Raw genomic sequence first — 12,652 nt, forward strand, 5'->3', positions numbered from 1 at the left:
CGTTGTAAGAGCGCCAGTTCGTCGTGCGGTAGGTCGGAGGTGCAGGTTTGCTCATACCCTGCGACTAACACCTTGCAGTCACGCAGGGAATCCCTCACGATTTGTGCAACAGAGCCTTTCGTGGCCCAACTCTTTGACAATGAAAATGGCTTCCATGTTGATGAAAACATCATCCTCGACAACCAATACTATAGACATTGTGTCCCTTCGCGGATCGATCCTGAACTGGCCAATTTTTTGCCCGGGACCAATAAAAAATTAGGCCTGTGCATAGCGGCAGCGCGTCACAAAAGAAATGGTTCCCAGTTTTTTTCATTTTGTTCCGCGCCACACGGGTTGCGAGGCGCTGTTTCAGATCAGACAATCGAAGCACGTTGCGCCAGAAGCAGCAACCTCCTTTTCGCGCAGGACGGGACATCAGCCACCAACGTTGGGTTACATCGCTGCCTCGACGAAAAATGTTTATTTTTAGGAACTCAATCCAACCATACGTGTTGGTAAGAGCGACAGGTAGTTGCCTGATCGTCGACCAAACAAAATGGAGAAGTACAATGGCGAAGAATCCGATCACAGACGGCACCCACGAAGACCATGTGCGTGCCGGAGAGCAAAGCCACAAGAACGCCTCAGGTGCAGCCGCGGCCAAAAAACCGGAAAGTGGTTCCAAGCCGATGGGAATGCAGGGCGGCACGCACGAACAACACGTCAAGGCCGGCGAACAGAGCCACAAGAAGTCGTAAACACGATTGATGCCATTGAATGAGCCACAACCGTGTCGACAGCATGGCGAGGCCATTGGGCGCCTCGCCACGCTTGTCACACCAGACTGACACAGGCTCCTGATATCGTGGCAGCCAAACCGCAGTCAAAATATCCCCGCCGCAGGAACATCCGTTGAATTGCTCCCACGTTAAAAGGCTACGCCCGCGCCCGGTGGGTTGGAGCATACGAAAAATTTTTGCCGTACAATCGGCCTATCCAAGGTCCCAATGCCGACATCGCGTCAAGCCACGGGGGCGGCTGGGCCTGGGATCGCGTTTTCAGTGCCGTCGACTTTGGTTGCATCCCAGTTCGGATCCTGCTGCTTGATTCGACGGGAAATGGCATAGCTTGTGGGCCGGGTCAGGGTGAAGCCAATGGCCGCGGCCCCATCAAACGCAAGCCAAGAATACCAGCCAAAACGCAGGAGAGCGGCGACAAGCCCTCCCGCGAATACGACACCAACGATAAGGGTCGCAAAGATAATCACTCGGTCCATCACGTTTTCCCTCCTTGGGATCTGATGAGGGCATCGGGGCTCGGAAGCAGTTCCGAACCCCGGCCAGCTTCCCGTCAGGACAAGGAGACTTTGGCGACGCTATCTTTTGCATCGGCTTTCGGATCGCCGCCCAACAACAGTTTCAGGCCGGAAAGCAGACTGGACCCGTCACGCCAAATCTCGGCATTCGCGGGGTCAAAGCGCAACAGGATCAGTTTGGGATCATCCTTGCCACCTTCATACCAAGCCGCCACCCATTTGTTCCAAAGCCGGTCAACGGTAGCACGGTCGGCCGAACGGGTCATATGGCCATGCACGGTGGCAAAAACATCATGTCCCTTCGAGACGAAAGTGAAGATTGCCAGATCTTCTGACTGCAGCCCTTTCAAAATTGCCGCGTCGGTGGAGGTGAAGAACCAGATCGGCCCTTGATCTTCATCCCCGTCCAGTTGCGCCGTCATCGGACGCATCGAGGTGGGCGCGCTGGCTTCAAGCCCCAGCATCACTGTCCGGTCGGCCCGCAGATGCTTCCAGAAAGCGGAAGTGATTTCGGCGTCGGTTGTCATTGGGTATTCCTTTGTTTGCTACAGGGAAAATATGAGGATTAACGGAGGTGTTCCGACACGGCCCTTGTATCGTCGCGGTCCTCCAGGGATCATCGGGTCGCGGCGCATGTCGGCACAAGACCTTGGTTCAGGCAAGGATCTGCGCCTCGTTTTCGGTCGGCAGCCTTCCATTTGGAGTAAAGATATTGACGAATTCGGGCAGAGCGACGTTCAGGCGCAAAAGAAGCTCTGCGCGCGAAAGACCGGTTTTATCACTCAACTCGGCCAAGGTCTCATTTCCCAATGCGGCTTCCAGGTCATCGACGTCGATAGGCGTGTTCGCCTTTTCAGACACCCAACTGTCTACAGCGGCACCCCGGCCAGAGTCCCGGAGCCGGTCTACAAGGTCGCTCAAAGCGTTTGAGATAGTGTGTCCAACCGTGGTGTTGCCAAGTCCGGTATCGGCAGACGGGTTGGTCTGGAAGAATTTGCCTATCTCGGAATTGAAGTTGCCACTGCTCTGAACTGGGGTTGACCCGGGTGCAAAGGTCTTTTCGCGTACGACCGTTAGCATGTCGCTGATCCGACTACGGTTTTGGTAGCCCGCGATGGCGACAAGTCCAAGAAGGGCCACCAACGAAGGTGTGGATTTCGACATGATTGTTCTCCGGCGTGTTATGGAATTCGGTGGCTAAGTTCCCGCAGTTTTTGCACATAACCTCGGACGGCTAGAACGATGATGGCACCGATCGCAGCTTTAATAAGGCCGACGCCTTCGCCGGACCATACCAGCCCAAGCTTTGCCCGAGATAAGAGGCCAAGAAGTTATCGGCGATACCCACAATTGTGGTCAGAACGAAACCGACTGGCTCGTCGTCGAATAGCACCACGAGTTTTGCGATCGGGCCGGCAACAAGTCCGATGATGGTGGTCAAGATGAGTCCCATGAAACGGTCCAAGCGTTGGTTGCGAAATTCTGAAAAAGGAACGCGCAAACCGCGGAATAGTTCCGCACGGGGAAGCAGATTGGATTCTTGCGGCGATGCGTGCCGGCACCTTGCCAGCGGACCGTCCATCTAGGAATTGTCAAGCTGCTGAAAGAACGTCATGAGGTGGCGCAAGGCGTCAGGCCGATCCTGCCGGTCCAGCGGGCGCCGGTCCTGCGATCAGCTACGCCAAGCGTGGCAGTGGTTGCAGCGACACCTGCCACAGATAGCCCCGGCAACCCGGGCCCGCGCCGGATCGACAAGATGAACGCACTGGGTTTTGCGGGGGAGGCCCGAAATCAGGGCCTAATCAGCCTCGAAAGTTGGACAAGTCATGCAGCCGAGCAACCGCGCACCTAAGCCAACGCCTTCATGTCAGAGCCTGTCAATTTTGTCCGAAGAAGTATAAAAAGGAGTGAAACAATGGTGAAGTAGACGACGAACTGGCGGGGTAAAGGCTCGACTACCATTGCGTTGGTCAGGGTGGGAAATCAGAAAAACCACTTTGTTCCTTGTGCCGTCACGTCTGATTGACAGGCTTGTCGTCTGCTCCACCGTTTCAACGCTGCGGGTCACCGCATGGTTCCATCAGCAACTCGGCGAAGGGACTGCCTTGATGGCCCGCGCGCACCACAAACGAGCGGCGCGTGCGGGTTTCGCAACTGGTTATTGCATCATCGCAAGCTGGCCACGGATCTCGCCGTCCGGAAACTTTTCAGTATGGACGTTGAAGTAATACTTGCCTGCCATCAGGTCTGCCGCTTGTTCATCGGTGATCGGGGCAGTGCCTTCCATGGCTTCAGACGTGGTGTCGATCACCGGACCTGCGGCTTCGGTCGCCGCTGCGGGGCCGTGGATATGCGACGCTGTCATGTCGCCGCTCAGGCCATCATGCTTATAGACCCAAGTGACGGTTTTCGCTTCGGTATCAAGCGTCACTTCGGCGGTTCCCGTCGCCGCACTGTCGGTTAGTGGCACTTCGGCGGCACCGGTCATTTCCGTCGTAAACTTCATCATTTCGGCCTGAGCGGCAGCAGCGGCAAGCATCATGCTGACTGCCAGTGCAGCAACAACACCCGGGTTTTGGATAAGGATCATGGCAAACGTCTCCTGAGAGAATTGGGGCGAAATTGCCCTCTTATCAACGTTTCGCTAAACATATGGTTCCGGGATCACACACGCGCAGCCGATCCCGCAAGCGGGATGCCGCGCAGTTAGTCCGCCAATGCGCCTAAGGATGCGCAATATTGTAGCCGAGAACTGGTGTGCCTGTGAGGGTTGTTCAACCGCACTCGAAAGGAGAAAACGGTTAGGCTCTGTTGCACAAACGACCTAACGGTCGGGCCTCCCCTTTCCCCAGACAGACTTGTCCCACGACTTCTATGACAGGTATGACAAGGGCGGTGAAGCAATTCAGCACGGCCACTCGGACCTAGAACTCAGCGACCTGACGGTCCCAACCCCGCGCCATGGGGCGCTGGCCCAGAAGTTTCAAACAATGCATCTTCGTCTCGACGCGGCTTCCGCGGTTGTGCCTATTTCCGGCGTGGTTCTGTCAATGTCTCTCCCGGTTCCGCGCAGGCCCCGAACCACTTTTGCGCAACAGCTTCTGCCAGACTGCGGGCCGCGTTCCGGACCTCGTCTTGCATGGCTTTGTCGTCGTCAAAAGCCTGGTGGCTGGTAGCATAGGGTTCCCAATAGCCGATGTAGCGATCAACCTCGGATGCCGCCCCGGCGGGGGTTAGTTTCATAAAGCGCAGCCAGTCCGAAACAGACCGGCGCACGTCGGCAGCGCCAGACACATCGCCGTGCACGATCACCGAAAAGGACCGCCCCGACAGGTGCCGGGGATAAGACCAACCGTCCAGCTCAATCTGTTTGGCAAGGGCCGCATCTTTGCCATCGGTCAGCGTCGGGTCGGGATTGCCGCCATCCGCACAAACCAGCCGGTCCATCATCAGCTTGATCGGCGACGACAGCAGCGTGAACACGACCGCCAACCATGGCAAACCAAGGCACAGTGGCAGCACCGCAATCTCGCCAATCACCACGATGTAGTTCGGATGGTTCACATATCGGTAGGGCCCGCGGGCAACCAATCGCTCGCCAGGCAGCAGCACCTGCCGCAGGGCGTGATGGCCTCGCTGACCTGGGACCGGGGCACGGAACTGGCCTATCATCGGAAGTTCACCGTCGGTCGCATCGTTTTTTTGACGCTTAACAAAAGGCTTCACATACTGCGGCGCAATCAAACGCACCTCATGGCCGAGCGCCTGCATCTCGCGTGCCCAGTAGCTCGAACTGCCGCAAGCTTCAAAAACAACCGAGGTCGGCGGGTGACGCGACATGAAATCCCGAAATTGATCCCGCGTCAGCCTCTTGCGGAAAAGAAGCTCACCAGATCCAGTTGCGCCGTGGAGCTGGAAAATGCGTTTTGCCAGATCCACCCCGATAATAATATCCTCCATAGACCGTCCTCCCCCGAGCGCGATGATACCAAGACCTGATCATGCCATACACACGCCCCACCGAAAGGGCGCTGGACGGCAACCACCCCATCTATTCATAGAAGGACGACCTTGATCGGGCTGGCATGAGGGCTGCTGCACGCTTTTGCACGTCGGCAGTTACCTATGGCTTGGCGGATCTGGGACCCGAGTTGGGCCAAGCCCGGTCGCTGGACGACCTGTCGCCTTTGCCGCGGGCAATTGTGGGCGCACTTCTGTCTGCGGATATTCTGATCGTCGGCAGCCCCGTCTACAAGGGCAGCTATCCGGGACTTTTTGAACACCTGTTTGACCTGATAGACCCGTCCGCCCTGCTGGGAAAACCGGTCTTGCTGACCGCCACAGGCGGTGGCGACAAACACGCGTTGGTCATTGAGCATCAGTTGCGGCCACTGTTCGGCTTCTTCGAAGCGGCGACTTTGGCCACGGGCGTCTATGCCTCGACAGCTGACTTTTCCGACGGCGTGCCCTCGTCTGCATCGCTTCTGGCGAGTACCGACCGCGCCGTTGATCAGTTCCAACCTTGGCTGGGACGTACTCCGCCGCCCAAGCAGCCTGATCCTGACCCGCTTCACCCGCAACCGAAGCCGATCCCACCAGATCGGGTCAACCGATCCATGCCTGAAAGTAAGTGTCAAATGACCAAACACGAAACCTTCACCGCAGCGATTTTTCTCTAAGATGTCGTCTCAGTCTCGCCGCGCATCGGTGCGGAAATTCGCAACCTCCCGATTTCAGGCGATTTGAGCGTCTTGGGAAAGGGAAGTCCTATCCATCAGACCATTTGTGGAAAAGGACCAAGATCCGGTCGCAGCTTATTCTCTGATAAAATCTGGTTCAATACCTTGATGACGCGAACTGGATCGGCCGGCTTCTGAAGACACCGCCCGGCGCGCAGTGCTTCGTGCTGCTGCTCCGGCGCATAACCGGACAACACCAGGAACGGCAGGCCGCGGGCCACCAGTGCAACTGCAATCGGGGCGGCACTTAAACCGTTGAGATTGGCGTCAAGCACTGCCGCATCGCAGATCCCACTTTCAACGAGGGATAACGCCCTTTGGAGATTGCCAGTCACGCCCGCGATGATGAAGCCTGCCTCAACGAGCATGTATTCCAGGTCCATGGCGATGAGCGGCTCGTCATCGACAATAAGTACTCGCGCTTGGTGTCCGACACTATCGTCCATCTTCCGTGACCCCCAAATCATGCGCGGCAGGCGCTGTTAACTTCCAAAAAAAACCTGTTTTGCGATACTCGATCTCTACAGTACCATTAATTGACGCTTCGACCATGCGCCCAATAACTGTATTCCCAAACCCCTTGCGGGTCGGTGGAGCAACTTCGGGGCCGCCCTCTTCAAGCCATTGCAACGTGAAGCCCGGATTCACCGCTGCGACATGGCCCCAATTGATGTGCACGCGGCCGCTTGCGTTCGACAGTGCGCCATATTTCGCCGCATTGGTTGCCAGTTCATGCAACGCCATGCCGATGCCTTGCGCAGCGCTTGGCGAGAGGTTGATCGGCGGACCATCGAGCAGCACGCGCGTGCCGATCAAATCATTGAAAGGAGAGAGCTGTGCGTGGACCAGTTCGGACATTGCAATGTGCGTCCATTGATTTTTCACCAACAGGTCCTGCGACGCCGCCAGTCCCCGGATACGCTCGGACAGGTGAACGGCAAAAATCGAGGGGTCATCCAAGCGCGCAGTCTGACGTGCAATGGCCTGAACGACAGCGAGCAAGTTCTTGGCGCGATGGTTGACCTCGCCCATGAGCAGTTCAATGTGCTGCTCTTGACGCTTGCGTTCCGACAAATCGTAGAAATAGCAAACGACGCCAAAGCGATCGCCGGGAAGGCTCACCCGCTCGATCTGCCATTCGTACGATTCGTCCGCCTCCCGATCTGCGCGCCTGCCCGACGTATCTTTGGAATGATACCCCTTGCCTGTTTCCAGCGTGTGGCGAAAACGGGCGGTGATCTCGCTGGCTATTGGTTCCGGCCATATGATGCTGAGAATTTCGCCGAAGTCGCGGCCAATCAAAGGGGTGATAGCGCCGAACGCAGTTTTGACGCTGGCGCTGACCTGGGCTATGCGAAAATCCGCGTCGATGAGATAGATGCCGAAGGGATTGTTCTCGATCAGGCTCAGATAGGTGTCGTGGCTCTGGCGCAGTTCTGTCTCGGCTTGTTTTCTTTCGGTAATGTCGCTTGCGGCGCCAAGCCATTCGACAATGCTGCCACGTTCATCAAGGATCGGGATCGCACGCGAACGTATCCAACCCATCGTGCCGTCTGTCCGTTTCACCCGGTGTTCGAGGTCGAAAACGCTCTTGGCTTCGACGGCCTTAGAAATCGCTGCTAAAACGTGGTTTTGATCCTCGGGATCGATATAATAGGTCAGCCACCACTTGGATGGATTATGGGTGTCTGGGATGAAGCCGCCGCCGTTCAACTGCAGCATTTCGGACCAATCAGGGCTCATCCGGTAAAGCGCATCTGTTGTCGCGGTGAGATAGGCCCGCATCCGCGACTCGCTGAGACGCAGTGCCTCCCCGGCCTGTTTTCGTTCCGTGATGTCCTGATTGATCCCAATCATGCGAGCGGGCTTGCCGTCGATCTCCTCAACGACGCGGCCGACCCCCGCCAAGTAACGCATCGTACCGTCCGTTCTGATGATCCTGAACTCAGCATTGAATGGCGAACGCGTCTCGATGGAGGTTCCGAAGTTTGTATTAAGTTCGTCAAGATCGTTGGGGTGGACTTGTGCAAAGAACAAGTCTGCCGACGCCTCTTTATCTCTTTCGATGCCGAGCATGTCGTAAAGCTGTGATGTCCAAATGGATTTACCGCGCATCAAATCGAGATCCCATGCGCCAATCCCGGCGGCATCGTAAGCCAGTTCCAACCGCGCTGCAATTTTGCGAAGTGCATCTTCGGATCTTTTGCGCTCGGTAATGTCGCGAACGTTGCACTGGATGACAGAGTGGCCGTTCTCTTTATGGAGATTGGCGACAACCTCGACTTCCCGCGCATTGCCGTCCCGGTTCTGCAACGGCAGGGATTCATAGCGCGTCTGGCCCGCAGCCTTCAGGGTCTCGAACATTTCGCGGCTCGCCTGCGCGTCCGCGAAGAAGCCGATCTCGTAGAGTTCCTTACCGATCATCTGATCGTGCGTGTAGCTGAGCAACGTCGTCATGAATGGATTGGCGTCGATGATTTTCTCCGTGTGGGTGTCCAAGATAAGTACACCGTCTTGCGCGGCCTCGAACAGCCGGCGGTAGCGCGTTTCGGAGAGGCGCAGCGCCGCTTCTGCCTTCTGTGCTTGTTCGCGAAGCTCGTGCTGGCGGACCGAGGATATCAACAGCGCCTCGTTCATCTCGCGCAATTGCTGGTCAAAGTCGCGATCCTGGGCAACCGAAGGGTCTGTGGTCGGAGCGTCAGCCAATGGGATCATCCCTGTCAGCCTCTAAATTCAGCGGCGAAGGGACCCCGGACTCGGATGCCCAAGGACCCGGGATTCCGCTGGTCAGGCCGCGGTAGCCCCGCATCGGCTCTCCGATCGCCAGGCCCTTGGCGGTGACCTCGTAGCCGCACATGTCGATCGAGTGCTGGCTGCGCCGCATTTTCACCACCATCATAATTTTGCGCAATTGCCCGTTGATTGAGGCATAGCGCATGCGCACGATGTCGTCGGCCAGGAACGAGATGGTGAAGTTGCTCAGGCCCATCGACGTGAAGTTCTCCTCGACCTCGACGGTGCTGATGATGGTCACGCCGAGGCGCGTCAGCGCTCCGATCATGCGGTACAGGGATTCCCGGAAATCGGTCCGGAAATCGGGAGCCAGCGCCATCTCGAAGCCAACCAGCGAGTCGATGACCAGGCGCTTGCAGCCTATCTCTTTCACGGCGTTGACGATTTCGTGCACGGTTTCATCCACCGAGAGGTCCAGCGGCCTCAGATAGATAAGTTTGAGCGAGCCATCTTGCAGATTCTTGTCGAGGTCGAAACCGAACGAGGCTGCCCGCTGCATGAACTCGTTGGGACGCTCCTCGAACATGGCCACGATGCCCGGCTCGCCTCGTTTCAGACCCTCGGCAATGAATTGAATACCGAGCACGGTTTTGCCGGCTCCCGACGGTCCGGCCACGAGCATGCTGTCGCCTTCGGGAATGCCGCCACCCATGAGGGCGTCGAGTTTGAGGATGCCTGTGGAAAGGCGACGCTTGCCCTTGACGTTAACAAGTTTATTGTCGGCAAGACCGAAGGTTCGCGGGAAGGCTTGCAGGCCACCGGTGGTGATCCGGAAAGTGTGAAGCCCGGGTACGGACTCCTGGCCGCGGATTTTCATGACCTGCATCTTGCGCACGATCGAGTTCCGTTCAACGCTCTGGTACAGCCAGAGCAATCCGTCGGCCACGGTGAAGACCGGGTTGTCGCGCAGCTCTCCCTCTACGTACTCGCCAATCAGGAACGTGGTTGCCTGCCAACTGGTCAGGTGAAGCGCCAGCCGCTGGACAAAGCCCTGGAGTTCTACTTCGCTCGCGCCAGCCTGAGCCTTGCGGACCACGGTCCGGAAGGAGTCCACTACGACGATGCCTGCATTGGATTCCTCGACCTCTTTGACGATGGCGTCCAAGACCGCCCCGAGGTCGTGGTCGAGAACGAGTTGACTTAGGTTGATGAAGCGGATCGAGCCGTCCATCTTGGACGCGTCGAAAAACGTGTACTGCTGCTGATAGCGAAGCATCTTGATTGCCGGCTCGCCCAGCACCGTGAAATACAGCGCCGGCCGTTCTGGTGTGGCGTTGGCGAACATGATCTGATGCGCCAGCGTGGTCTTGCCGCAGCCGGGAGCGCCGGCGATGATGTTGAAGGAGTACTCGGGGAGGCCGCCGCCAAGGATCTCATCAAGGCCCTGCACGCCGGTGAGCAGTTGACTGATCTTCACGCGATCGTGTGGAGTGTCTTTTCCTTGATCGGTCATTGGTCAGCCTCGGGTTTCTTGAATGATACTATTGTGTCGGGCCATGACTCGCGTAGCAACCGCACCGTCATGGGTTCACCGATAAAGGCCACGAGCAGGCCGAGCAGATGCGCTGTAATTGCCACCGCCGCCTCCGCCCCCAACGCGCCGGTGCCCGGGTCCGCGTCAATTTGTTCAACCCCATCCAAGCGCCCGTTCATGCCGATCCTGACGTTTTGCAACGACGGAAGGTCTGCGCTTGCCATCGCTAGAGCCCGCCGCAGGAGCGAAACGAATCCTGCGTCGCCGGCGAATTTTGACAGGGAAATCCGCAACCTTTGAATCACCGCCGCCACATCGGAAACGTGCGGATCGGAGCCGGTCTGGCTCGCCGCCAGCAGCCGCTGGGCCAAGTCTCGCGTCGATGACGTCGGCGTGTCCATATGTATCCAGCATTATCAGGTTTATTGACTGAAGCGATAAGATGCACGCACAGGTGCAAACTTAGGGCTGCAAAACACGTAGCAGTAACGCGATTCGATTTCTAGCCGTCAACATCTAAAAAGGGACGGCGAGTCAGCGGTCAGCGGTCGCCCTCTGGATCGCGCTTTCTGCGCAGACTTGAGCACACGGCACCGGCCGACACGGGAGCGGGCGATCCGTTGCCCCAACGGGGCGTTGTTGGAGGACCCTGACCGTCGACAATTCACATCGTGAATGAATGCGGTTGGACGGGCAGGATGAGCAAGCTATCACCCGCCCGCTATCGCACGACGAACTGGTCTGGCTACCCTCCCATCATCCCGACCTCTGACACCGGTGACTGGATGCACGACCGCCTGACAGAAGAGCGCGGTGTCCTGGCCGATGTCCCGCGCCATCCCGAAACGCTGGTCATCCTCGCTTGCCGGGTCGTCGCTGGGCAGACGAGAAATGCACGTGAATGCGCCGACGCCGTCGAGCTAATTCGCTTTTTGGAACGGCGTTCCCCGCATGCCATCGCCGCTGCGGTCTTCCCGAACGGCGGTGCCGCATGACCCGGCGCAACACCCCGGAGGCTGATCTGCAGCGTGCAGTTGTGCAGGCACTGCGGTTCGCCCTGCCCCGCACGGCCATCATCCATCACTGCGCCAACGAAGTCACCGAACCCGGGCCCCGCGGTGCCAAGCGTCAGGCGATCCTGGTCGGCATGGGCGTGCATGCGGGATTCGCCGATCTGATGGTGCTTCACGATGGGCGCGTCCTGTTCTTTGAGCTGAAGGCGCCAAAGGGCCGTCTGCGGCCGGATCAAGAGGCGTTTCGTGACGCAGTTTTGGCGCAGGGCTTCGGCTGGGCCTTGGTCCGCAGTCTCGACGATGCGCTGGGCGCGCTGGCCGATCATGCCTTCACCAGCCGGGTCCGCCCAGCGCGGAGGGCGGCACCATGAGCCATAAGGCGACCGTCTGGGCCATCCAGCAGCGCGGGCTGAAGCCTGCCACCAAGATCGTGCTGTGGTTCCTGTGTGACCGGCACAATCCCGACTTCGGCTGCTTCCCGACGCAGGCGCGCCTGGCGGACGACGCGGAAATGTCGATCTCGGCGCTGAACGAACACCTCGCCAAACTACAAGAACTGCGCCTGATCCACCGGATTCGGGCGCAGGATCCTCGCACCCACAAGCGCCTCGCGACACGCTACATCCTGGGGTTTGAGGATGGTTTCCCACCAGAGCCAACTCCGGAAACCGGAGACGGGTTTGCGAGAACGGACGCGGAACAGCACGCCGACCCATCTCCGGATTCCGGACATGGAGCCATCTCCGGATTTTCGGCAAAGCCATCTCCGGATTTTGCCCAAAGCCATCTCCGGAATCCGGAGATTAACCTTGTAAGAGAACCCCTAAGTAAACCTGTAAAGGAGGAGGAGGATGCGCAAGCGCGCAATTCCGATTTTGACCGGTTTTTCGCGGAGCTGCTGACTGCGCTGGGCTTCGCCGCCAATGCCGCCCTTCCCGCCTGGTGGCAAGGTTCGCCAGCACGGCTCCATGTGCAGCGCTGGATCGATTACCTCGGGCTCAGCGAGGCCCGGATCATAGAAACCGCCACCGAGAGCCGGTCCGATCATCCCAATCCGCCAGATGGCCCGAAAGCCCTCGACCGGTTCATGGAACGCGCCGCCCGGCGCGATGCGATCACTGCGGCAGCAAACGCCAACGGCAAAAAGGCCAAGCGGCAGAGCAAGTGCGAGGTGAAGCTTCCGCTCAGCGATGACGAAAAGGCAGCGTTTTACGCCAAGATGGTCAACGCCGACGGCTATCTGCCCCAGAGCGTGATCAGCAACACCATCCGTGATGCCATGCTGGCACGTGGCCTTGTCACGCCGGAACGCCTGCGTCAGCGGGGGGTGCGGTGA

General features: G+C 58.3%; 16 protein-coding genes and 2 pseudogenes. 6 read left to right on the plus strand and 12 right to left on the minus strand.

The window, feature by feature from the left end:
* Nucleotides 1-120 precede the first annotated feature (120 nt).
* Nucleotides 121-501, plus strand: a complete 381-nt coding sequence (locus tag ACP7AP_RS18970; RefSeq protein WP_426036653.1) for a hypothetical protein — start codon at nucleotides 121-123, stop codon at nucleotides 499-501.
* A 50-nt stretch (nucleotides 502-551) separates the two neighbouring features.
* Nucleotides 552-740, plus strand: a complete 189-nt coding sequence (locus ACP7AP_RS18975; protein WP_426036655.1) for a hypothetical protein — start codon at nucleotides 552-554, stop codon at nucleotides 738-740.
* A 263-nt stretch (nucleotides 741-1,003) separates the two neighbouring features.
* On the opposite strand, the gene ACP7AP_RS18980 is transcribed toward ACP7AP_RS18975, so the two are convergent.
* From ACP7AP_RS18980 to ACP7AP_RS19015, 8 genes and pseudogenes are all read right to left on the minus strand, one after another.
* The gene (locus tag ACP7AP_RS18980) at nucleotides 1,004-1,258 is read right to left on the minus strand and encodes a hypothetical protein (RefSeq protein ID WP_426036657.1); all 255 of its coding nucleotides are present in this window, start codon (nucleotides 1,256-1,258) and stop codon (nucleotides 1,004-1,006) included.
* Nucleotides 1,259-1,332: 74 nt separating this feature from the next.
* Nucleotides 1,333-1,824, minus strand: a complete 492-nt coding sequence (locus ACP7AP_RS18985; RefSeq protein ID WP_426036659.1) for a pyridoxamine 5'-phosphate oxidase family protein — start codon at nucleotides 1,822-1,824, stop codon at nucleotides 1,333-1,335.
* A 127-nt stretch (nucleotides 1,825-1,951) separates the two neighbouring features.
* Nucleotides 1,952-2,461 (minus strand): YidB family protein, encoded by a 510-nt coding sequence (locus ACP7AP_RS18990; protein ID WP_426036661.1) that lies wholly within the window; start codon nucleotides 2,459-2,461, stop codon nucleotides 1,952-1,954.
* A gap of 70 nt (nucleotides 2,462-2,531) precedes the next feature.
* Nucleotides 2,532-2,738, minus strand: coding sequence for a GlsB/YeaQ/YmgE family stress response membrane protein (locus ACP7AP_RS18995; protein ID WP_426036663.1), 207 nt, complete (start codon nucleotides 2,736-2,738; stop codon nucleotides 2,532-2,534).
* Nucleotides 2,739-3,455: 717 nt separating this feature from the next.
* Complete coding sequence (locus ACP7AP_RS19000; RefSeq protein WP_426036665.1) at nucleotides 3,456-3,887, minus strand: CHRD domain-containing protein; 432 nt, start codon at nucleotides 3,885-3,887, stop codon at nucleotides 3,456-3,458.
* Between the two features lie 211 nt (nucleotides 3,888-4,098).
* Nucleotides 4,099-4,323: pseudogene (locus ACP7AP_RS19005) on the minus strand (IS5/IS1182 family transposase); the annotation flags it as partial.
* Between the two features lies 1 nt (nucleotide 4,324).
* Nucleotides 4,325-4,909, minus strand: a complete 585-nt coding sequence (locus ACP7AP_RS19010; RefSeq protein WP_426036746.1) for an isoprenylcysteine carboxylmethyltransferase family protein — start codon at nucleotides 4,907-4,909, stop codon at nucleotides 4,325-4,327.
* 66 nt (nucleotides 4,910-4,975) lie between these two features.
* A pseudogene (locus ACP7AP_RS19015) lies at nucleotides 4,976-5,257 on the minus strand (IS110 family transposase); the annotation flags it as partial.
* 125 nt (nucleotides 5,258-5,382) lie between these two features.
* Here ACP7AP_RS19015 and ACP7AP_RS19020 point away from each other — a divergent pair.
* Nucleotides 5,383-5,976, plus strand: a complete 594-nt coding sequence (locus ACP7AP_RS19020) for an NAD(P)H-dependent oxidoreductase (RefSeq protein ID WP_426036667.1) — start codon at nucleotides 5,383-5,385, stop codon at nucleotides 5,974-5,976.
* Between the two features lie 95 nt (nucleotides 5,977-6,071).
* Here ACP7AP_RS19020 and ACP7AP_RS19025 read toward each other — a convergent pair whose 3' ends face one another.
* From ACP7AP_RS19025 to ACP7AP_RS19040, 4 genes are read right to left on the minus strand one after another with little or no spacing between them, the layout of a single operon-like run.
* Complete coding sequence (locus tag ACP7AP_RS19025) at nucleotides 6,072-6,482, minus strand: response regulator (protein ID WP_426036669.1); 411 nt, start codon at nucleotides 6,480-6,482, stop codon at nucleotides 6,072-6,074.
* Nucleotides 6,472-8,742 carry a PAS domain S-box protein gene (locus ACP7AP_RS19030; RefSeq protein WP_426036671.1) on the minus strand — a complete coding sequence of 757 codons (2,271 nt, stop codon included), beginning with the start codon at nucleotides 8,740-8,742 and terminating at the stop codon, nucleotides 6,472-6,474. Before ACP7AP_RS19030 ends, ACP7AP_RS19025 begins: the two co-directional genes overlap by 11 nt.
* On the minus strand, nucleotides 8,735-10,282 hold the full coding sequence (locus tag ACP7AP_RS19035; protein ID WP_426036673.1) for an RAD55 family ATPase: 1,548 nt from the start codon (nucleotides 10,280-10,282) through the stop codon (nucleotides 8,735-8,737). Before ACP7AP_RS19035 ends, ACP7AP_RS19030 begins: the two co-directional genes overlap by 8 nt.
* Complete coding sequence (locus ACP7AP_RS19040) at nucleotides 10,279-10,704, minus strand: hypothetical protein (RefSeq protein WP_426036675.1); 426 nt, start codon at nucleotides 10,702-10,704, stop codon at nucleotides 10,279-10,281. The genes ACP7AP_RS19035 and ACP7AP_RS19040 overlap by 4 nt, the downstream gene beginning before the upstream one ends.
* A gap of 297 nt (nucleotides 10,705-11,001) precedes the next feature.
* On the opposite strand from ACP7AP_RS19040, the gene ACP7AP_RS19045 reads away from it, so the two are divergent.
* From ACP7AP_RS19045 to ACP7AP_RS19055, 3 genes are read left to right on the plus strand one after another with little or no spacing between them, the layout of a single operon-like run.
* The gene (locus tag ACP7AP_RS19045) at nucleotides 11,002-11,298 is read left to right on the plus strand and encodes a hypothetical protein (RefSeq protein ID WP_426036677.1); all 297 of its coding nucleotides are present in this window, start codon (nucleotides 11,002-11,004) and stop codon (nucleotides 11,296-11,298) included.
* Entirely contained in the window at nucleotides 11,295-11,687 is a 393-nt protein-coding gene (locus tag ACP7AP_RS19050; RefSeq protein WP_426036679.1) for a VRR-NUC domain-containing protein, read from the plus strand. Before ACP7AP_RS19045 ends, ACP7AP_RS19050 begins: the two co-directional genes overlap by 4 nt.
* On the plus strand, nucleotides 11,684-12,652 hold the full coding sequence (locus ACP7AP_RS19055) for a helix-turn-helix domain-containing protein (RefSeq protein ID WP_426036680.1): 969 nt from the start codon (nucleotides 11,684-11,686) through the stop codon (nucleotides 12,650-12,652). Before ACP7AP_RS19050 ends, ACP7AP_RS19055 begins: the two co-directional genes overlap by 4 nt.

The sequence above is a fragment of the Cypionkella sp. TWP1-2-1b2 genome (genome assembly GCF_049896245.1).
Taxonomy (GTDB): Bacteria; Pseudomonadota; Alphaproteobacteria; order Rhodobacterales; family Rhodobacteraceae; genus Cypionkella.

Excerpts from the sequence above, each read along its gene's own strand:
- ACP7AP_RS18975 (WP_426036655.1), top strand. The coding sequence starts at position 552 with ATGGCGAAGAATCCGATCACAGACGGCACCCACGAAGACCATGTGCGT.
- ACP7AP_RS18980 (WP_426036657.1), bottom strand. The coding sequence starts at position 1,258 with ATGGACCGAGTGATTATCTTTGCGACCCTTATCGTTGGTGTCGTATTC.
- ACP7AP_RS18985 (WP_426036659.1), bottom strand. The coding sequence starts at position 1,824 with ATGACAACCGACGCCGAAATCACTTCCGCTTTCTGGAAGCATCTGCGG.
- ACP7AP_RS18990 (WP_426036661.1), bottom strand. The coding sequence starts at position 2,461 with ATGTCGAAATCCACACCTTCGTTGGTGGCCCTTCTTGGACTTGTCGCC.
- ACP7AP_RS19000 (WP_426036665.1), bottom strand. The coding sequence starts at position 3,887 with ATGATCCTTATCCAAAACCCGGGTGTTGTTGCTGCACTGGCAGTCAGC.
- ACP7AP_RS19020 (WP_426036667.1), top strand. The coding sequence starts at position 5,383 with ATGAGGGCTGCTGCACGCTTTTGCACGTCGGCAGTTACCTATGGCTTG.
- ACP7AP_RS19025 (WP_426036669.1), bottom strand. The coding sequence starts at position 6,482 with ATGGACGATAGTGTCGGACACCAAGCGCGAGTACTTATTGTCGATGAC.
- ACP7AP_RS19035 (WP_426036673.1), bottom strand. The coding sequence starts at position 10,282 with ATGACCGATCAAGGAAAAGACACTCCACACGATCGCGTGAAGATCAGT.
- ACP7AP_RS19040 (WP_426036675.1), bottom strand. The coding sequence starts at position 10,704 with ATGGACACGCCGACGTCATCGACGCGAGACTTGGCCCAGCGGCTGCTG.
- ACP7AP_RS19045 (WP_426036677.1), top strand. The coding sequence starts at position 11,002 with ATGAGCAAGCTATCACCCGCCCGCTATCGCACGACGAACTGGTCTGGC.
- ACP7AP_RS19050 (WP_426036679.1), top strand. The coding sequence starts at position 11,295 with ATGACCCGGCGCAACACCCCGGAGGCTGATCTGCAGCGTGCAGTTGTG.
- ACP7AP_RS19055 (WP_426036680.1), top strand. The coding sequence starts at position 11,684 with ATGAGCCATAAGGCGACCGTCTGGGCCATCCAGCAGCGCGGGCTGAAG.